We start from the raw sequence: 19,121 nt of genomic DNA on the forward strand, positions 1-19,121 counted from the left end.
CACCTCACTCAGCGCGCCGCATCGCCCCAACGATACTGCACGCTCGCATCGTCGAGCTTCGCCTTCAGTGTGTCGTCGAGCGTGTAGTCGGCGGCCGCGAGCGTGTCGCTCAATTGCTCGGCGCGGCTCGCGCCGATGATCGCCGACGTGATCAGCGGATTCGCGAGCACCCACGCGAGCGACACTTTCGTCAGCGACTCGCCGGTCGGCGCGACGATCTCCTTCAACTGCCCGATCGTTTCGAACTCGCGCTCGTGCCAGTAGCGCTGCTGATACATCTCTCCCGCCTTGCCGACGCTCGCGGTGAAACGTCCGTCGGCGGGCTTCGCATCGTGTTGGTGCTTGCCGGTCAGCAGGCCGCCCGCGAGCGGGTTATACGGCATCACCGCCAACTGTTCCTCGGCGGCGAGCGGCAGCAGTTCGCGCTCGATCTGCCGGAACAGCAGGTTGTAGCGCGGCTGAACCGACACGAAGCGCGCGACGCGCAGCACGTCCGCGCGTCCCAGCGCCCGCGCGAGCCGGTAGGCGAGAAAGTTCGACACGCCGATATAGCGCGCCTTGCCTGAGCGCACGATCACGTCGAGCGCTTCGAGCGTTTCGTCGAGCGGCGTCTTCGCGTCGTCGGAATGCAGCTGGTACAGATCGACGTAATCGGTGCCGAGGCGGCGCAGCGATGCATCGATCGCGTCGAGCAGATGTTTGCGCGATGCGCCCTGGTCCCATGCCGTGGGCCCCATCTTGCCGACCGCCTTGGTCGCGACGATAAAGCGCTCGCGCTTGCCCTTCAACCAGCGTCCGACGATTTCTTCCGTGCGTCCCGCCAGATCCTCGCCGCCGCCGAGCGGATAGACGTTGGCGGTATCGATGAAGTTGACGCCCGCGTCCGCGGCCGTGTCGAGAATGCGCTGCGAGGCGGCTTCCTCGGTTTGCAGGCCGAAGGTCATGGTGCCGAGACACAGGCGAGAAACAGTCAGGCCGGTACGGCCGAATTGGCGGTATTGCATGAATCGACTCCAGAAGGATGGGAGAACGCGCTTGCTCGAAGAGGTCGCGGCGACAGTGTTGTAAAAAGGATAAACGGAGTTCTGATTCCGTGTGCGCAGGTGTTTTTAATGTTTGTTATTTAATTGAAAGATTTTCCGTAATGATCGACTAAATAAACGTCTTGCTGTCATTCGGCTTATAAAGATTACGTATTTCAATCTGTAATGATCTGATGAAAATAAGCAGATTTAAATTACATATTGCCTACGTTAGTAAAATGCCGAAATAAATCCATTACGCCACGTAATGCACGCCGCGATTGATACCCCTTTATGCGTGTGGAATGATAGCGATTCTCATTTAAACCTAGCCAGCCATCCCGTCATCTCCGTGTCGACAAAGGAGAGCGGCAGCCAGCCACTTGCGGCTTAGTCATGAATTCCGTGTCAGATATGCGGATTCGGCAAGCGCATTTCTGACGGGATTTCCATGCTCAATCACACGCCGCTGGCGACAGCGCTCGCGCTAGCTTTGACCGTTCCGTTCGCGACTCCGGTGGTCGCGCAGACCGCGCCGATGCAGACGCAGACGTCGAACGGTGCGATCACGATCGCCCAGAACGACACGCAGAACAACGCGCCGGCTAGCGCTCAAAACGGCACTAGAAGCGGCGCCCAAAGCAACGCGCCAGCCGCCGACGCGCAGACCCTGCCGACCATCGGCGTGCAGGCGCAAGCCGTGCAGCAGGACTTCCAGGCGGAGCGCTCGAGCGTCGGCGCGAAGACGCCGACCGCGCTGCGCGACATTCCGCAGACCGTTACCGTGATCAACCGCGACCTGCTCGCATCGCAAGGCGCGACGTCGTTCACCGACGCACTGCGCAACGCGCCCGGCGTGACGATCGGCGCGGCCGAAGGCGGCCAGATCGGCAACAACATCAACCTGCGCGGCTTCACCGCACAGAACGACATCTATCTGGACGGCTTTCGCGACCGCAATCAGTACTACCGCGATACCTTCGACCTCGAATCGCTCGAAGTGCTGTACGGTCCGTCGTCGATGCTGTTCGGCCGCGGCTCGACCGGCGGCGTGATCAACCAGGTCAGCAAGAAGGCGAACCTGAAGGACTCGGCGGAAGTCTCCGGCATGATCGGCACCGACGACCGCTACCGCTCGACCGTCGACGTGAACCACAAGCTCACCGACACCTCGGCGATCCGTCTGAACGCATTCGGCCAGAGCCTCGGTTCGACGCGCGACGTGATGAAGAACAAGGATTTCGGCGTCGCGCCGGAACTGCGCTTCGGCATCGGCACGCCGACCGAGATCACGCTGTCGGCGCTGATCCAGCGTAACAACGACATGCCCGACTACGGCATTCAGGCGTTGAACGGCCGGCCGTCGCCGGTGCCGAAGAACACCTTCTACGGCCTCACCAGCGACCGCACGATCCAGGACGTGCAGATCTTCACCGCCGCGATCAAGCACAAGTTCTCCGACGACCTGACGCTGACCAACCAGACGCAGATCTCGCACTCGATGACCGACGCGCGCGAAACCGCGCCGCAGTCGGTGCTGACCGGGCCGCTGTCGTCGAGCACGGCGCTGACCAACGGCAACTTCACGACGCTGTCGCCGTCGCAGCTCTACATCAAGCTGCAGAGTCACGACCGCGTGATCGAGAATCACGCGATCTATAACGACACGATGGTCGAATACAAATTCAACACCGGGCCGATCAGGCACGACCTGATCGCCGGTGTCGAAGTGGGTCGCGATACCTATACGAACCAGGCGTACACGCGCAACAACCTGCCGATCGTGCCGATGCTCAATCCGCCGATCATGGGTACGCCGTCGAACGTGACGACCACGGTCGGCAACTACGCCGATTCGAGCGCGAACGAAATCGCCGCGTACCTGAACGACACGATCACGCTGACGCCGCACTGGAAGATCATCGGCGGGCTGCGCTGGGATCGCTTCTCGGCGGAGATCAGCAACTCGATCAGCGCGCCGCGTTACGCGAGCCAGACGAATTACTTCACGAGCGTGCGCACCGGCGTGATCTATCAGCCGACCGACTGGCAGTCGTACTACGTGTCGTACGGCACGTCGTTCAACCCGTCGCTCGAAAACCTGACGGTCACCAACCTCACGCAGAATCTCGCACCGGAATCGACGAAGTCGTATGAAGTCGGCGGCAAGTGGGATCTGTTCGGCGGCAACATCTCGGTCACCTCGGCGATCTTCCGCGAGGAAAAGGACAACGCGCGCACTCAGGTGTCGCCGACCGAGTACGAGCTGGCCGGCGACATCCGCGTGGACGGCTTCCAGACGAGCGTGACCGGCCACATCACAGACAAGTGGCAGGTCTTCGGCGGCTATACGTACATGGACGCGACGATCCTGAAGGCGGCCGACGGCACCATGGGCCACACGCCGGCCAACACACCGCGCAACACGCTGACGTTCTGGACCACGTATGCGATCACGCCGCACTGGGAGATCGGCGGCGGTCCGATCTACATGTCGGCACGTTACGCGTCGAACACGAACTACGTGAGAGTGCCGGGCTATACGCGCTGGGACGCGACCGCCGCGTATCACGCGAAGAAGTACGACGTGCGTCTGAACCTGCTGAACCTGACCAACAAGTACTACTACGATGCGCTGATTCCGTCGGACGGTGGCCGTTCGGTGCCGGGCATCGGTCGCACGCTGCTCGCCACTTTCGACTACCGCTTCTGACACGCGTTTTTGTCATGTACTGAGCGGATGCGTTAGGCTTGCCGTTTTTGCAAACGGCAAGCCGACGCGAAGGACTTACCATGTTGCTGCACATTCCGAACGTATTGGACGCCGCGCAATTGCGCTTCATGCGCGAGCGGCTCGATCAGGCGGGCGATGCCTGGGTCGACGGTCGCGCGACCGCCGGCTATCAGGGCGCGCCGGTCAAGCGCAACCAGCAGATCGCCGAGCACACGCCGATCGCGCGCGAACTCGGCGAGGTGATCGTCGCGGCGATCGAGCGCAATCCTCTGTTCATCAGCGCGGTGCTGCCGAACCAGGTGTATCCGCCGCTGTTCAATCGCTACGAGGGCGGCATGACGTTCGGCAGTCACGTCGACGGTGCGGTGCGGGTGCTGCCGAACGGCGTGAAGCTGCGCACCGACGTATCGGTGACGCTGTTTCTGAGCGCGCCCGACGAATACGACGGCGGCGAACTCGTGATCGAAGACACCTACGGCGTGCAGCAGGTGAAGCTGCCGGCCGGCGACATGATCGTCTATCCGGCGACCAGTCTGCATCAGGTGACGCCGGTCACGCGCGGCGCGCGCGTCGCCAGTTTCTTCTGGGTGCAGAGCCTCGTGCGCAGCGACACGCAGCGCGCGCTGCTGTTCGACATGGACACCGCGATTCAACGGCTCAATGCCACGAATGCCGACGACACCGCGCGCCGCAGTCTCGTCGGCTGTTATCACAATCTGCTGCGTAGCTGGAGCGAAACATGAGCGAGTCGGACCTCGTCGACATTCATCCCCCTGCCGTTGGAAAGCGCGAGACGCGCGAGCGCGGAACCCACGAACCGCGCCGGTTCGAGGGCGACGAACTGAAAGCGCGTCAGCAGCGTTCGCGTCGCGCGACCTTCATCAAATGGCTGCGCAAGGTGCACGGCTGGGTCGGTTTGTGGGGCGCGGCGCTCGGGCTGCTGTTCGGCACGACCGGCTTCTTCCTGAATCATCGCGGCGGCCCGCTCAAGGTATCGACCGGCGCGCCGCAGGTGTCGGTGATGCAGGTGCCGCTGCCGCAACCGGCGCCGCAGACGCCGCCCGAACTCGCGAAGTGGCTCAAGCACGAGCTGAAGATCGTCGGCAATCCGGGGCGCATGCAGAACGAGCCCGAGCATCCGGTGGCGTGGGGCGATCGCCGCGTCGTGCAGCCCGAGCATTGGCAACTGAGCTTCGTGTCGCCGAAGGAAAACACGTCGGCCGAGTACTGGGTCGGCAACAACTACGTGACGGTCAAGCGCAGCGAGAACACCTTCCTCGCGATGCTGACGAATCTGCACAAGGGTGTGGGTCTGAGCGTCGGCTGGGTGCTGCTGATCGATACGCTCGCGGGCAGCCTGATCCTGCTGTCGTTGACCGGTGTGTTGCTGTGGACCGAACTGAACCGGCGCAAGACCGTGGGACTGGTGCTGGTGGTCGGATCGATCGCCGCCGCGGTGGTGTTGGGGACGATGTGACGATGCTGCGTCCCTGAGTGGACGCAACGCGGTAGCGTCGCAGCGGCGAGGGCGACGCGGTTGTAGATACCGAGCGCGCATCGCGCCACGCGCTGATTACGGATTGCGGATTGCAACGGGCCCGAGGCTCGCGCACTCGCGCGCAGGCTTGCGCCGTCCCGCGCTAGAATCGACGCAGACCCATTCGCCGGCTCTGCCGCCCCCGCCGATGACCTCTCCCGATTCCGCCGCCAGCGCCGCTCATGTCGTCGATGCCGCACTGACGACGCGCCGTTCCATCCGTGCCTTTCTGCCGACGCCGGTGCCGCGCGCCGACATCGAAGCAATTCTCGAAGCCGCCAGCCGTGCGCCATCCGGCACCAACACGCAGCCGTGGAAGGTCTACGTGCTGAGCGGCGACGCGCTCGCGCGTCTGTCGCGCGAACTGCTCGCCGCGTATGACGATCCAGGTCGCGACGCGCTTTATCACGAGGAATATCCGTACTATCCGCAGCAGTGGCTGTCGCCGTTCATCGACCGGCGCCGCAAGATCGGCTGGGACATGTATGGCTTGCTCGGCATCGACAAGGGCGACAAGGCGCGCATGCACGAACAGCATGCGCGCAACTTCCGTTTCTTCGACGCGCCGGTTGGCCTGCTGTTTACCATCGACCGCAGTCTTGAGCGCGGCAGCTGGCTTGACTACGGCATGTTCCTGCAGGCGATCATGACGGCCGCGCGCGGACGTGGGCTCGATACCTGTCCGCAGGCCGCGTTCACGCAATTTCATCGGTTGATTGCCGAGCATCTCGGTTTGCCCGAAAACGAGCAGTTCGTCTGCGGGATGTCGCTCGGTTTCGCCGACGAAAGCGCGCCCGTCAATGCGCTGCGCACCGAGCGCGAACCCGTCGAGCGCTTCGCCCGCTTTCTCGATTGAGCGTATCCGTCAGTCCCCACCGGAGCTAAACGAAAATGAAAACATCGCGCCGTCACTTTCTGTTGTTGAGCGCGGGCGTGGGTTCGTCGCTCGCATGGTCCCGCATGGCACTGGCCGCGGGCGGCCCCACGATGCTCAGCCCAGGCGATCCGCAGGCGCAGGCGGTTGGCTATACCGAAGATGCGTCGAAGGTCGACAAGGCGAAATTCCCGAACTTCGCGGCCGGGCAATCGTGCGCGAACTGTTCGCTGTTTCAGGGCAAGGCGTCGGATGCGTATGGCGGTTGCACGCTGTTCGGCGACAAGCAGGTCGCGGCGCGGGGTTGGTGCAGCGCGTATTCGAATATGTGAGCCGAGTGGTTGAGCGAACTGGTGAGCGAACTGCGCGCGCATCGCAACGTGAAGCGCGGGGCGCGTAATGCGGTGAGTAGCGCGGCGAGTAGCGCGGCGAGTTGCGCCGCTACGTGCCGCCGCAACGCCCCCCTCTTCGATTACATCAACGCCTTCAGCAGCAGTTCGTGCGAATGGCCGATCCACACGGCGGCGTCGCGATGATCGCGCAATGCATCGCCGGTATTCGGATGCAGAAACACGTCGAGCGCGCCGTGATTGAGCGTCAGCCAGCCGACCATGTCGGCGAACTGCGCCTGCGTGAACGCGAGCTGATACGACCACTGCGGATGCGGGCCGACCGGCCGTTCGTGGAAGCGGCCGATCTGCAATTGCTCGCCCCAATGCGCGGCGATCTGTTCGCGCAACGCCCACGCGGCATCGCGGCTCGCCGCATCGAAATAAACGTGTGCATGCCAGCTTTCGATAGCTGATGCATCGCGAAAGGTCATATCAGAGTTCATCGCCAGGTTTTTCCGTATCAGTCTTTATCCGACATTCGTTCTGCTTCGGTCTCCGCCGGCGCGCGCGGTGCGATGCGCATGTGAAACTGTCTGTCATCTTCGCCGACGACCTCGAAGCCGAGACGATCGTACAGCCGTTTCGCCGGATTGCCTTTGAGCACGTGCAAAGCAACCGGCAGCGCTTCGGCCGCGGCGGTGCGCAGCAGCGCCCGCAACACCTGTTCGCCGATGCCGCGTCCTTGCAGCGCCGGCGCAATCTGTACCTGCTCGACGAACCATTCTGCGTCGCTGCGATGCGCTTTCAGCAGACCGGCGGGCGCGCCGTCGATGCAGATCACCTGGGCCGCGTCATAGCGATGCAGAAGGCGCGCGCGATGCGCGTCTTCGTCGGTCGGCTCGCCGGCGCGCAGCAGATGTTCGGTCATCGTCGCGCGGCGCAATTCGAGCAGGAAGTCGGCGTCGTCGGCTTGCGCGGGACGCAGGGTCAAGTCGGATGGTGGGGCTGGCGGTTGGGCGGACATGTCGCAGGCTTGCGGTGCTCGGTGGTGGCGTGGAGCGCGAATAAGAATTGTCGTCGATTGTCGCGCCGGCTGCGCTTTTTTACCACGCGCTTATGTTGCGGCCTTGTCACTTTGCGATGCGGTGCGCGCGCTCGATGCAGCGAGCCTGCATGCGCGCGATCGCATATCGGTTCGTGACGACGCGCTGGTTTGCCGATTTTCAGGGGCTCGCGGTCGATGTCGGGCTGGCGACATTCGCGCGGCGCCCCATGCATCCCGCCCGTGAATGTCGTTCGACTCTCGGCATGGCTTCGTTCACCTTCATTGGCATACGGCTTGCTCAAGCTTGCTTCGCTTATCTGGACGCACGCGCTGGATGCGCGTCGTTTGCGTCATACGTATCCGCTCCGCTGAACACGCGAAGCGACGTCGATGGCGAACGGCGCGAGCCTCGGGGCATCACGAAGCGAACCGCACGCATTACGCACACGATATCGAACGTGGAATCTCATACCGTCACGTGCGATGCGGCTGGTCTCGCTGTCATGCTCATGGCTTACCCTGGCTCCGGCTGTTTGCGTTGTGCAGACGTACGCCGCGTTCGCCACGAAGCGGGGCTGCCGCATGCGTGGTGCGCGATCGCGGCCGTGTCGAGCGGCGTGCGGCCTGCGTCGCGACACGCAAGCGCGAGCCGACACGTCAGACGTGCGGCTGCATGACTCCCGCACGAAACGGCCGCACCGGCTCGACGCGCCGCTGCGCGTGTCGGCGGATCTCGCGGCCGATGCGTTATCCGGAAGAGCGGCCAATGTCTGTTTGCGCGAACCACGCGGGCGTCGGCTTCACGCGCCGGCCGATGCGCCGTTCACTGCGAGCAACGCCGCGTAACTGTGCGCGCGATGACAGACAGACGAAGCGGCAGCGTGATCGCATCGCGTACGTGGCACCCATGACGTAAGCGGCGGCCGCAAGTTGCATAGGAGTTTCCCGATGACGTTCGCGTCGTAGGCGAGCGTTATCATCAACGGTGTGAGGTGGGCTATGACGATGATCGAGGCGGTACCCAGCGTCTCGGCGGATGGACGCGCGGTGATTTTCCAGCTTTCGTCGCGCGGACGCGACCTTGAATGCGCGGTCACGCGCGAGGCGCTCGAACAGCACTTCTGGCTGCAACGCGGCGCGGGCGAGGCGCGCATTCTGAAGACGTTCGCGGATGGACGTCAACGCATCACGGCGATGGCCGAGCGGAAAATGCTCGCGCGTCCGGGCGAGAGGGTGCTATTGACCATCGACGATTTCTCGACACGAGGTTAAGCGTCGCGGTTGAAATCCGTGTTTGAAATTCGTAGCTGAAATTCGCGGCGCGCCCGTCATCGATGCATGAACGACACATGCGATGGCGGGCGCGTTGTCGTTACCGGGTTCGGTCGCTGCCCGGTGCCGCATCCGCATGCCGCGATCGCATCCATGCGATGCAGGGTAAACGAGCCCGCTTCGACATTCGCGTGCTTCATGGCGCGTTCATCGTGCATCCATCCGATCAATTCCCGCTGTTACACCGATTCGTCAAATTAACCCGCCTATGCCCCTCGCTTCGCGCAATTGCATTCGCGCGTGTCTGGCTACACTGTTTTCCATGGAGCGACAAATCACCGAGCCCATCGATGCGATTCCCCCGCATCGTGTTTTGAACCGTACCGTTGATGGCGGCAGGCAATTGGCAGTAGCCGTTCGTAGCACGAAGTGAGCTGTCAGTAGTTGGCAGTCCGCAGTAGAGGCAAGCAGTAGAGGCAATGTGCAGTGCAGGCAATACAGGCGTGCAACCTCGTAAGGGGCGAGCGCGCAGCAGGGGGGAGCGGCCAGGTGTAGTCAATAACGAGGGACCGGACCGCATGCAGTAGACGACACGATCGCCGCTTAGGTGTTCGAAGTCGATTTAGTAGAAATTGCAGTCGTAATCGAATCCGCAGCAGCAGGTGAAATTGAAGTCGTGTTTTGAAGCGGAAGTTTGAATAGCCGTCAGGTGTCAGGTAGTAGAAGTTGCAGTAGACGTTGCAGTTGCAGTAACAGCAGGTGCATTTCAGTAGCAACAGCCTTGCAGGTTTGGTGGTTATAGGTCGGCAGGCTCCACGCGCATGTTCGACTGTTCCATCCTGTCAGCCCTGTTCCTCGCGGAACAGGGTTTTTTTTCGCTGTCGCGACCGCGCGCCCTTGCATCTGGCGGGTTCGAACCGATATGCGCGCATTACGTTGTACGCTACGGTCTGTGAGCTGGCACGTGGGTCCCGAACGGAATTCGCGGCGGAACTCATGGAATAAAGCCGTGAACTTGTTGGGCGCGATATGCGTCCGATGATTGAGCGCGGCGCGTGCCGTTGTCGCGTGCCCGGGTCGGGGCGCGCAGCAGTGAGAAGGAGGTTGAATCGATGTCCAGTAAATCGCGAGTCCGCAAACAGGGCCAGTCGGCCATGTCGCCGTTATTGCGCGCGTTGACCACGAGCCGCAGCGCTCACGAACCGGTCACGCAAACTATGTCGCTGCAAGCCTATGCCGTGCTCGATGCGTTCAGTCGCGGCCACGGCGCGCGTCCGCTGCACACCACACTGAGCCGGCATCTGCTGGTAGCGCAGGAGCTTGCGCGCGCCGGGCTCGGCGACGCCGCGCTGGCGGAGATCGAACGCGCGCATGCGGCGCTGGTGCGAATCGATCGCCGCGAACGCGAAACCGGCCGCTGGTCGCTGGAAGACGAGGACTACGCGAGTCTGTGCGCGGCGCTCGCGATTTTCGACGGACAGCTGGCGGTCGCATCGCTGAGCGAACTGGCGAGCGCGCAAGCGCGGATGATCGAAGGCCTGATGCGCTCCGCGCGCCTGCACGCGCTGGCGGACACGACGGTTTGATGCATCGCGTATGCGTCCGTGCATAAGCCCGAGTCGGCAATGCGCAACGAATACAGCATAAAAACGAATGCAGCATAAAAAAACGCCCCATCCGGGGCGTTTTTCGCATCTGGCGGCGTGCGTGGCGCATGTTCCAACGCGCGCGCCGCGAACTTCGCTCAGTCGTTGTACTGCGTGATATCGATGTACGCGGTCCCGTCTCTTGCGCCGCCCAGTTGAATCAACCGCGAGCCGCCGCTCGTCAAAGCGGGGAACGGACAATTGGTGCAAGTCTGCACGCCCGCCGAATCGACGCCCGCGCTGATCGTCGCCTGATATTGGCCGGCCGTCGGGTTGTTGGCGGCGCCGACCGCGAAGCCATTGACCTGCGTGACGCTGCCCGACGCGCTCGCCGTGGCCGCAATTCCGGGCGACGTGACCGGATACGCGAGATTCAGCCCGTCGTTCACGAGACCGGACCACGTCACGCTCAGCGCATATTGCGCGTCGGCGAGCGTGGTGCCCGGCGTCAGAAACTGCGTGGTCGCGTCGTTCATCAGCAGCGTCGGCCACGGGATCGAATCGCCCGCGGCCGCGTTCAGCGGACTGCCCGGATTGATCACCGACGACTGCCCGAGCTGCGCGCCGTTCTTGTCGTAGAACGTAACCATGTAGGTCGAGTAGAGCGGCACCGTGCTCGCGTCGAGCGCCTGCGCCGCGTAGAAACCTGTCGAGGTGGGCGGCGTGAAGCTCGCCGTCGACGAGCGCGACTGCCACGACCAGCGATACAGCGCCGTATTGCTGGCGGTCGTCGCGGGCGTCAGCGGCGGTGCGCTCAACGCGCTGTCGGCGAGACCGAGCGTGCTGTTGCCCGACGCCGCGCGCGGCATCAGCCACACCGGCGCGGCGAGGCCCGGCCCCGTCACCGAGGCCGAATACACGTTCGGATTCGATGCGGTCGGGATCGTGATGTCGAGCCCGGCCTCATAGCGGTTCACGTCGTTCAGGCGCGTATCGAGGTAAGTGCGGCGCTGCAGGTGCGAGCGGATGGCGACCGCGAACGACGATTGATCGCCGATCAGATCCCAGCCGAGCTGCGTGCCGCCGGCGAGCGTGACCGGCGTCGCGAGCGGTTGCGCGATGCTGTACAACACACCGGGGACGCCGCTCGCGAGCGTGAACGGCAACTGCACGAGCGCGAGCTGCTTGCCGTTGCGCGTGAAGAACGCGAGCGTTTTCGGCGAGCCGAACACCGCGCCGGTCATCGTCGTTTCGCTCAGACCATGCGCGGTCGCGAGATCGGTCGAACCGCTTTCCTTGAACGATGCATCGATGGCCGGCGCGCACGCGGCGCTATTCAACGCGCCGTTCGCCGCGCACGCGGTGAGCAGCGCGGCGAGCGGTTCCAGATAGTTCGCGGCGGTCGGCGACGCGGCGAGCGCGACGCCCTGCGCGGTCGTGTTGTTCAGCGCGACGGTCGTGCCCGGCGCCGCGTTCGAGACCAGCGTGCGGCCGCCGTTGGCGCCCGTGACGAGCGATAGCGAATCGATCACCGCGTCGGCGCCCGTGTGATCCGGCGTGAACGCGGTGCCGATCGGATCGAAGCCGGCGGTCTGGAGGCCGTTCTGCGTGAGCAGGTTGGTGATGATCGTGTCGAGCGTGATGGTCGCGAGCTGCACCGATTGCAGCGTGACCTTCGCGAGCGTGGTGTTCGATGCGAGTTCGATCGGATTGCCCGACGCGGTCAGCGTCGCCGCGAGCGCGGTGGTCAGCGTGGTCACGTTGGCGACGGCCGGCGCGCTGCCGGTGGGCAGCCGCGCGACCACTGACGACAGCGGCGCGGCCAGCCCGCCCGCGTCCTGCGCGATGATGAAGAACGGCAAGGTCAGGCCCTTCACCGACAGGCTGTACGCACCTTGCGCGCCGGTCGTGGTGGTGACTTGCGCGCCGGTCGCGTCGATCAGCGTGACGCTTGCGCCGACGAGCGCGCTGCCCGCCGCGACGGTGCCACCTATCGAGGTCGTGGTCGCGGGCGCCGTGCTCGACGAACTGGTGCCGGAATCGCCGCTGCCGCTGCCGCAACCGCCGAGTTGTAAAAGGACGCTGGCGATCGCGGCTGCGATGCCGGTACGCACGATCGATCGATGCATGAATTTCCCCGCTGCTCGAATTATTCGAATTGCTGTGACGGCCAGGGTGGCGGTCGGGGTCGAACGGTTGAAACGGCCGTTTTAGCGCGGACCCGAATGGATTTCGGAGAATACTTCAAAGCGGTGCGCGCGTGTCGTGGATTGACACTGTAATGGCGCTGCGGTGGCACGGCAGGCTGCTGCATACGAGTGTCCGTAGAGACGCGCGGATCGCCCCGTGCGGGTTTGCCGCTGTCATCCCCGCTTGCTAGACTGGCTGCGCCGCTCATCCGCGGATGCCGACGCAGGCGGCGCAATTCATCGAAGACCATCGGAGACATCATGTCCTACATGCTGTTGATCGTCGAACCCACCGAACAACGCAGCGAGCGCGGCGAGGTTGCCGGCCGCGATCTCTACGGCCAGATGGTGCATTTCGCCGAAGACCTGAAAGCGCGCGGCAAGCTGCTCGCGGTCGAGTCGCTGACTTCGCAGAAGGATGCGGTGCGCGTGCAGGTTCGCGACGGTCAGCCGAAACTCGTCGACGGTCCGTTCGCCGAGGCGAAGGAAATGATCGGCGGCTTCTTTCTGCTGGACTGCGACACGCGCGAGGAAGCGGTCGCGATCGCGCAGGCCTGCCCGGCGGCGGCTTGGTGCACGGTCGAGGTGCGCAAGCTCGGGCCGTGCTTCATGTAGCCCGCGTGGTAAGCACACGGCAGCCTCGCGCGATACCCACTACCCGTCACCGACGATCCACACCGTCGACTCAGTGTTTTCCCTGGGGCGCGGCAATCGACGCGCGTGTCGATCCGCGCGCGCATCGCTCGTCGTGTGAATAAGGAGCGCGCCGTCAGCGCGTATTCCCGCAGTGTTCATCCATTCAGTTCAAAAGATAAAAAGGGAGTTACGACCATGCGATTCATGATCATCGTGAAGGCCACCGCCGCGAGCGAATCCGGGCAGATGCCCGAGCCGGAATTGATGGCCGCGATGGGCGCGTACCACGAAGAACTGGCGAAGGCGGGCGTGCTGCTCGACGCGACCGGCTTGCAACCGACCTCGAAAGGCTGGCGCGTGCGCTACAGCGGCGGCAAGCGCAGCGTGATCGACGGACCGTTCGCGGAAACCAAGGAGTTGATCGCCGGCTACACGCTGATTCAGGTGCGTTCGCGCGACGAAGCGATGGAATGGGCGCGACGTTTCCCGGCGCCGTTCGGCGAGAACGCCGACGGCGAAATCGAAGTGCGCCAGCTATTCGAACTCGAAGACTTCGAGCCGGGGCCGGAGATCGAGCGCTTTCGCAAAATCGACGAGGATCGCCGCTGAGCTTGCGGCGCAACCCGCAACGACTAGCGACTAACGAACAACGGACGTCATCATGCATAAACAGATCTACGTGAATCTGCCGGTCGAGAACGTCGAGCGGTCGAAGGTTTTTTTTAGCGCGCTCGGCTTCGATTTCGAGCCGCGTTTCAGCAACGACCGCGCGGTGAGCCTGATCGTCGGCGAGAACATCTACGCGATGCTGCTCGTGAAGGACATGTTCCAGACCTTCACGGCGAAGCCGGTCGCGAACGCGAAGGAGAGCACTGAAGTGCTGGTGTGCCTGTCGTGCGAGAGCCGCGCGGAGGTCGACTCGCTGGTCGCGAAAGCGCTCGCCGCCGGCGGTGCCGCGCCGCGCGCGCCGCAGGACCACGGCTTCATGTACGGGCACGCGTTCGAGGATCTCGACGGCCATATCTGGGAGCTCGTCTATATGGATCCGAACGCGAATCCGGCGGCCGCGGGTTGAGGCCGTGACGACGCAGGCCACCCATCGTGCGATCGAGGCTGTCTGGCGGATCGAAGCCGCGAAGGTCATCGCCCATGTCGCGCGGGTCGTGCGCGACGTGGGGCTCGCCGAGGAGCTCGCGCAGGATGCGCTGGTGGCCGCGCTCGAACATTGGCCGGAGGCCGGCGTGCCCGACAATCCGGGAGCATGGCTGATGACGACCGCGAAAAACCGCGCGCTCGATCGCCTGCGCCAGGAGGCGTTGCATGCGCGCAAGCGCGAAGAACTCGGTCACGATCTCGACGCGATCGAGGCGCATCTGGTGCCGGATTTCGTCGATGCGCTCGATGCCGCGCGCGCCGACGACATCGGCGACGATCTGCTGCGGCTGATCTTCACCGCGTGCCATCCGGTGCTCTCGACCGATGCGCGCGTCGCGCTGACGTTGCGCCTGCTCGGTGGCCTCACCACCGACGAAATCGCCCGCGCGTTTCTGGTGCCCGAGCCGACCATCGCGCAGCGGATCGTGCGCGCGAAGCGCACGCTGTCGGCGGCGCGCGTGCCGTTCGAGGTGCCGCAGGCGGACGCGCGCGCGGCGCGGCTTGCGTCGGTGCTGCAGGTGATCTACCTGATTTTCAACGAAGGTTATTCGGCGACGGCCGGCGACGACTGGATGCGGCCGTCGCTCTGCGAAGAGGCGCTGCGGCTCGGGCGCGTGCTCGGCGGACTCGTGCCCGACGAAAGCGAGGTGCATGGGCTCGTCGCGTTGATGGAGATTCAGGCGTCGCGTACGCATGCGCGCGTCGATGCGCAGGGGCGTCCGGTGTTGCTGCTCGATCAGGACCGCAGTCGCTGGGACCCGCTGCTGATTCGTCGCGGCCTCGCGGCGCTGGACAGCGCGCATGCGCTCGGCGGCGCGAGCGGTCCGTATGCGTTGCAGGCGGCGCTCGCCGCGTGCCATGCGCGCGCACGCCGCGCCGAGGATACCGACTGGGCGCAGATCGTCGCGCTCTACGATGCGTTGGCGCAGGTCGCGCCGTCGCCGGTGGTCGAGTTGAATCGCGCGGTGGCGGTGGGGATGGCGTTCGGACCGGCGGCGGGGCTCGAGATCGTCGATGCGCTCGCGGCCGATGCGGCGCTCGCGAATTATCACTGGCTGCCGAGCGTGCGCGGCGATCTGCTGGTCAAGCTGGGTCGCGTCGACGAAGCGCGCGCCGAATTCGAGCGCGCCGCGGCGATGACGCGCAATGCGCGCGAGAAAGCGTTGTTGCTGGAGCGTGCGCGCGTGCTCGCGCACTAACGCTGGCCGCGCACGCGGCAACCCGCAGCCGCTCAGCGAATCAACTGCCGCACGCCCAGCGCCACGATCAGGCCGCCGCACACGCGATCCACCCACGCCTTGCTGCCTCGATACGCGGCCGCGATCCGCGCATGCGACAACGCCAGCGCGACGAACCCATACCAACTGCTCGCGACGACGAACACCATGCCGAGCATCGCCGCAAACGTGCCGGCGCTCACATGCGCGGGCATCGCCGACGAAAACACCGCGGCAAAGAACGCCATCGATTTCGGATTCGCGATGTTGGTCGCGAAGCCCTGCGCGAACGCCTGGCGAAAGCCGCCTGACGGTGCCTTGCTCAGCACCGCCTGCCGTGCCGCCGACGCATTGAAGATCAGCCGCCCGCCGAACCACAGCAGATAACACGCACCGACGATCCTGACCACCAGCGCGAGCCACGGAAACGCGGCGAATACGATGCCGACGCCGAGAATCGCGCAGCTCGCCCAGAACAGATTGACGAGCACGATGCCGGCGACCATCGCGAGCGCCTCGATGCGCGTCGCCGACGCGGCCTTGTGCGCGACCGCGACGAAGTTCGGGCCGGGGCTCACCACGCCGGCGATATACACGGAGAGAACGCCGAGAACGGCGGCACCGTCGACCATGAATACACTCCTTGACTGGAACAGCGGGACCACGCGAGGGGGTCCTCGAAAGACAGATGCGAAAACGTGCGCGCCGCCGTTATAGCCCGAAAAACGCCGCGCCCGCGGTCAGCACGCCTGCCGCTGCGACGCAAAACGACACGTTGCGCAGCCAGTTTTTGCGCGTGAGCAGCGTGATTGCACACAGCGCAATCGCGACCTGGATCAGCAGCGTCGCCTGGGCCCAGCGATGGTGGCCGTGCAGCAGTGCTTCGCTGCGCGTGTCGGCGGCGACGACCTGTTTTTCGATCGCTTCGGCGTTCGCGCGGATCGGCTCTTTCTGCTGCTTGTATTTCTCGACGTCGGCGACGAATTTCGCGTGCGCGTCGCTGTTCGGCGCCGACAATGCCGCGCCGAGTTCGGCGAGATTTTCCTTCTCGCCCTTCGCCTGGTAGTAGGACCACTGGTTCGACGCCTCGGTCTTCTTGATCGCGGCCTCGTTCTTGTAGAACAGCGCGAGATTTTCGCTGTTGCCACTCTGGTACGCGCACAGTGCGCCGATCGTCGCGAGGATCGCGGTCATCACGGCCATGCGGCTCGCGAACGGATCGGCGTCGTGATGCGCGGCGTGGCCGGCATGCTCGACCGCATGGTCGTGTGGACCATGCACTTCGTATTCTTCAGACATCTGATTCTCCGGGGCGATGCTTTTCTTGTCGTTGCCGGGCGGTGCGAGAAGGAGCCCGGTGCCCTCGATTATTCCATGCGAATCACCACGCGTCCGCGTGTGCCGGCGGCCACCGCCTCATACGCTTCGCGCGCGCCGGCGAGCGCGAATTCCTGCGCGATCGCCGGTGCGCTCAGCTTGCCGCTGTCGAAGCCTTCGACGAGCGCGCTCATCAGCGGTGCCGATTCCGCGACGCCGAGCTTCGCGCTGTCGACGCCGAGCAATTGGGTCTCGTTGTGATAGAAGTCGATCAGATCGAAATCGACGCGGCGTTTGCCGGTCGCGCTGATTTCGAGCACGCGGCCGCGCCGTTTCGCGAGACCCAGCGCGGTTTCGAATGCGACGCCGCCGACCGTGTCGTAGACGACTTCCGCGCCCACGCCTTGCGTCAGCTCACGCAGCCGCTCGGCGGCGTGTTCGTCGAGCGGCACGTAGGCGTCGATCAGGCGGCCGGCCGGCGTCGCCGGATCGAGCGGGCGGCGGTCCACCGCGATCACGCGCGCGCCGCGTGCTTTGGCGATCTGCACGACCGCGCCACCGACACCGCCGCCCGCGCCGAGCACCGCGATTGTTTCGCTGGCGCGCAACTGCGCATAGTCGACGGTGCCGAGCCACGCGACCACGAAGTTCACGCCGATCGCCGCCGCCTCGAGGTGGCTCAGCGCAGCGGGCTTGCGCGACAGCGCTGCGAGTGGAATCTGGATGAATTCGGCGTGGCTGCCGTCGCGCGTGAAGCCGATGTCGCCGCCGGTGCCCCAGACCTCGGCGCCGAGCCAGGCAGCCGGACCTTCGCTGACGACGCCGCTGAAGTCGCGACCCGGCGTGCGCGGCAGCACCGTGTGCTCGAAATGGCCGGCCACGTTCTTGACGTCGCTCGGATTGACCGACGCGGCCATCACGCGCACGACCGCGTGGTCGGCGTCGGCTTGGGGCGTCGGCAGATCGACGTAGTCGAGGACCGTGGGGGCGCCGAAGGATTTGAACTGGATCGCTTTCATCGTGGGTCGTTCCCGTTGATGTCGTGCCGCGTCGCGCAGCGAAGGCCCCTAGTCTACGCGCGCACGCCGACGCACTGGCACTACGGCACTACGTGCGATGCCCCATCAACATCAGCAGCAACGACAACGTCACGATCGATCCCACCGTCGACAGCAAAATCGTGCGCGACGTGACGTGTGCCTCGCGCCGGTAGAACTCCGCGAGCATGAACGGACCGGTGCCGGTCGGCAGCGCGGCGAGCACCACGGCCATTTCGACCAGCGACGGCGCGAGCCCGAATACGCGCGACGCGAGCCACCAGGTCAGCGCCGGCTGCACGATCAGCTTGACGCCGGTGAGCAGCAATGCGATGCCGCCCGCGCCGCGCTCGTCGTTCGTGTTGCTTGCGTCGTTCACGTCACTCTTATCGGCATTGCTCGGCCGCTTCTCGGCGAGGAACAGGCCGAGGCTTACCAGCGCGCACGGGCTCGCCGCGCCGGCCAGCAGCTTCAGGAACGTCTCGGCGCTAGCGGGCAGCGTGACATGCAGACTCGCGACCGCGACGCCCGCGAGCGGCGACACGATCAGCGGATTGCGCGCGAGCGAGCGCAGCACCTTGAGGCCGAGCTTGTGCGGCGTGCGTTCGGTTTGCAGGCCGATCTCGATCAGCACGATCGCGACCGCGAACAGTACGCAGGCGACGAGGATCGTCGCAATCGTGGTCGGGGTGAGGCTCGCCTGACCGAACGCGATCACGCCGAGCGGAAAGCCAATGTAGCCGGTGTTCGGATACGACGCCGCGATCGCGTCGACGCTCGCGTCGGCCAGATGCCGGCCGTTGACGAGACGCAGCGCGAGGATCAGCGCGAACACCGCGATGCAGGCGATCGAAAACGTCGCGACGAAGGCCGGTTGATAGAGCTGATGCCAGGTCGCGTGCGCCATCGTGTCGAACAGCAGCGCAGGCAACGCGAGCCAGACCACGAAGCGGTTCAGTTCGGAGGCGGAGTTCGGGCCGAGCACACCGCGCCGACGGCACGCGAAGCCCGCAAAAATGAGGCCGAAAACGGGAAGCAGGATTTCGAGGGTCGCTAACATCGATACAAAGAGCTGGCGCGGGCGCGCGAGGAACGGGGCGGAGCCGGGGACCCGCCAGCGTAGCGAATTGCGTTGATACAATCCAATACTGTCTTGAGGGTTCGACAA

At 64.6% G+C, this 19,121-nt stretch carries 19 protein-coding genes; 11 read left to right on the forward strand and 8 right to left on the reverse strand.

What is annotated here, in order from left to right:
• Nucleotides 1-8: 8 nt before the first annotated feature.
• Entirely contained in the window at nt 9-1,004 is a 996-nt protein-coding gene (locus HHL14_RS28055) for an aldo/keto reductase (protein ID WP_169500860.1), read from the reverse strand.
• A 469-nt stretch (nt 1,005-1,473) separates the two neighbouring features.
• On the opposite strand from HHL14_RS28055, the gene HHL14_RS28060 reads away from it, so the two are divergent.
• From HHL14_RS28060 to HHL14_RS28080, 5 genes are all read left to right on the forward strand, one after another.
• Nucleotides 1,474-3,735: a TonB-dependent receptor gene (locus tag HHL14_RS28060; protein ID WP_169500861.1), complete on the forward strand. Its 2,262-nt coding sequence runs from the start codon at nt 1,474-1,476 to the stop codon at nt 3,733-3,735.
• 80 nt (nt 3,736-3,815) lie between these two features.
• Nucleotides 3,816-4,499, forward strand: a complete 684-nt coding sequence (locus HHL14_RS28065) for a Fe2+-dependent dioxygenase (protein WP_169500862.1) — start codon at nt 3,816-3,818, stop codon at nt 4,497-4,499.
• Complete coding sequence (locus HHL14_RS28070) at nt 4,496-5,233, forward strand: PepSY-associated TM helix domain-containing protein (RefSeq protein ID WP_169500863.1); 738 nt, start codon at nt 4,496-4,498, stop codon at nt 5,231-5,233. Before HHL14_RS28065 ends, HHL14_RS28070 begins: the two co-directional genes overlap by 4 nt.
• Before the next feature lie 208 nt (nt 5,234-5,441).
• A complete protein-coding gene (locus HHL14_RS28075; protein ID WP_169500864.1) occupies nt 5,442-6,149 on the forward strand; it encodes a nitroreductase in 708 nt (235 codons plus the stop codon).
• 35 nt (nt 6,150-6,184) lie between these two features.
• Nucleotides 6,185-6,499, forward strand: coding sequence for a high-potential iron-sulfur protein (locus HHL14_RS28080; RefSeq protein ID WP_169500865.1), 315 nt, complete (start codon nt 6,185-6,187; stop codon nt 6,497-6,499).
• Between the two features lie 140 nt (nt 6,500-6,639).
• Here HHL14_RS28080 and HHL14_RS28085 read toward each other — a convergent pair whose 3' ends face one another.
• Both HHL14_RS28085 and HHL14_RS28090 read right to left on the reverse strand, forming a co-directional pair.
• Nucleotides 6,640-6,990 (reverse strand): DOPA 4,5-dioxygenase family protein, encoded by a 351-nt coding sequence (locus HHL14_RS28085; protein ID WP_169500921.1) that lies wholly within the window; start codon nt 6,988-6,990, stop codon nt 6,640-6,642.
• 29 nt (nt 6,991-7,019) lie between these two features.
• On the reverse strand, nt 7,020-7,523 hold the full coding sequence (locus HHL14_RS28090; RefSeq protein WP_169500866.1) for a GNAT family N-acetyltransferase: 504 nt from the start codon (nt 7,521-7,523) through the stop codon (nt 7,020-7,022).
• A gap of 1,020 nt (nt 7,524-8,543) precedes the next feature.
• Here HHL14_RS28090 and HHL14_RS28095 point away from each other — a divergent pair.
• Nucleotides 8,544-8,816: a DUF1488 family protein gene (locus HHL14_RS28095; RefSeq protein WP_169500867.1), complete on the forward strand. Its 273-nt coding sequence runs from the start codon at nt 8,544-8,546 to the stop codon at nt 8,814-8,816.
• 1,112 nt (nt 8,817-9,928) lie between these two features.
• Nucleotides 9,929-10,402, forward strand: coding sequence for a hypothetical protein (locus HHL14_RS28100; protein WP_169500868.1), 474 nt, complete (start codon nt 9,929-9,931; stop codon nt 10,400-10,402).
• Between the two features lie 158 nt (nt 10,403-10,560).
• Here the strand turns inward: HHL14_RS28100 and HHL14_RS28105 are convergent, their stop codons facing one another.
• A complete protein-coding gene (locus HHL14_RS28105) occupies nt 10,561-12,531 on the reverse strand; it encodes a carboxypeptidase-like regulatory domain-containing protein (RefSeq protein ID WP_169500869.1) in 1,971 nt (656 codons plus the stop codon).
• A 321-nt stretch (nt 12,532-12,852) separates the two neighbouring features.
• On the opposite strand from HHL14_RS28105, the gene HHL14_RS28110 reads away from it, so the two are divergent.
• The 4 genes from HHL14_RS28110 to HHL14_RS28125 all read left to right on the forward strand — a co-directional run bounded on the left by HHL14_RS28110 (nt 12,853) and on the right by HHL14_RS28125 (nt 15,581).
• A complete protein-coding gene (locus tag HHL14_RS28110) occupies nt 12,853-13,206 on the forward strand; it encodes a YciI family protein (protein WP_169500870.1) in 354 nt (117 codons plus the stop codon).
• Nucleotides 13,207-13,422: 216 nt separating this feature from the next.
• Entirely contained in the window at nt 13,423-13,836 is a 414-nt protein-coding gene (locus tag HHL14_RS28115; protein ID WP_169500871.1) for a YciI family protein, read from the forward strand.
• A gap of 52 nt (nt 13,837-13,888) precedes the next feature.
• Nucleotides 13,889-14,302 (forward strand): VOC family protein, encoded by a 414-nt coding sequence (locus HHL14_RS28120; RefSeq protein WP_169500872.1) that lies wholly within the window; start codon nt 13,889-13,891, stop codon nt 14,300-14,302.
• A gap of 4 nt (nt 14,303-14,306) precedes the next feature.
• The gene (locus tag HHL14_RS28125; RefSeq protein ID WP_169500873.1) at nt 14,307-15,581 is read left to right on the forward strand and encodes an RNA polymerase sigma factor; all 1,275 of its coding nucleotides are present in this window, start codon (nt 14,307-14,309) and stop codon (nt 15,579-15,581) included.
• A 32-nt stretch (nt 15,582-15,613) separates the two neighbouring features.
• Here HHL14_RS28125 and HHL14_RS28130 read toward each other — a convergent pair whose 3' ends face one another.
• The 4 genes from HHL14_RS28130 to HHL14_RS28145 all read right to left on the reverse strand — a co-directional run bounded on the left by HHL14_RS28130 (nt 15,614) and on the right by HHL14_RS28145 (nt 19,013).
• Entirely contained in the window at nt 15,614-16,231 is a 618-nt protein-coding gene (locus HHL14_RS28130; RefSeq protein ID WP_169500874.1) for a LysE family translocator, read from the reverse strand.
• Between the two features lie 79 nt (nt 16,232-16,310).
• Entirely contained in the window at nt 16,311-16,898 is a 588-nt protein-coding gene (locus HHL14_RS28135; RefSeq protein ID WP_169500875.1) for a DUF4337 domain-containing protein, read from the reverse strand.
• A gap of 68 nt (nt 16,899-16,966) precedes the next feature.
• Entirely contained in the window at nt 16,967-17,935 is a 969-nt protein-coding gene (locus HHL14_RS28140) for a quinone oxidoreductase family protein (RefSeq protein WP_169500876.1), read from the reverse strand.
• An 88-nt stretch (nt 17,936-18,023) separates the two neighbouring features.
• The gene (locus HHL14_RS28145) at nt 18,024-19,013 is read right to left on the reverse strand and encodes an AEC family transporter (protein WP_169500877.1); all 990 of its coding nucleotides are present in this window, start codon (nt 19,011-19,013) and stop codon (nt 18,024-18,026) included.
• Nucleotides 19,014-19,121 lie beyond the last annotated feature (108 nt).

This window comes from Paraburkholderia antibiotica (assembly GCF_012927125.1).
Taxonomy (GTDB): domain Bacteria; phylum Pseudomonadota; class Gammaproteobacteria; order Burkholderiales; family Burkholderiaceae; genus Paraburkholderia; species Paraburkholderia antibiotica.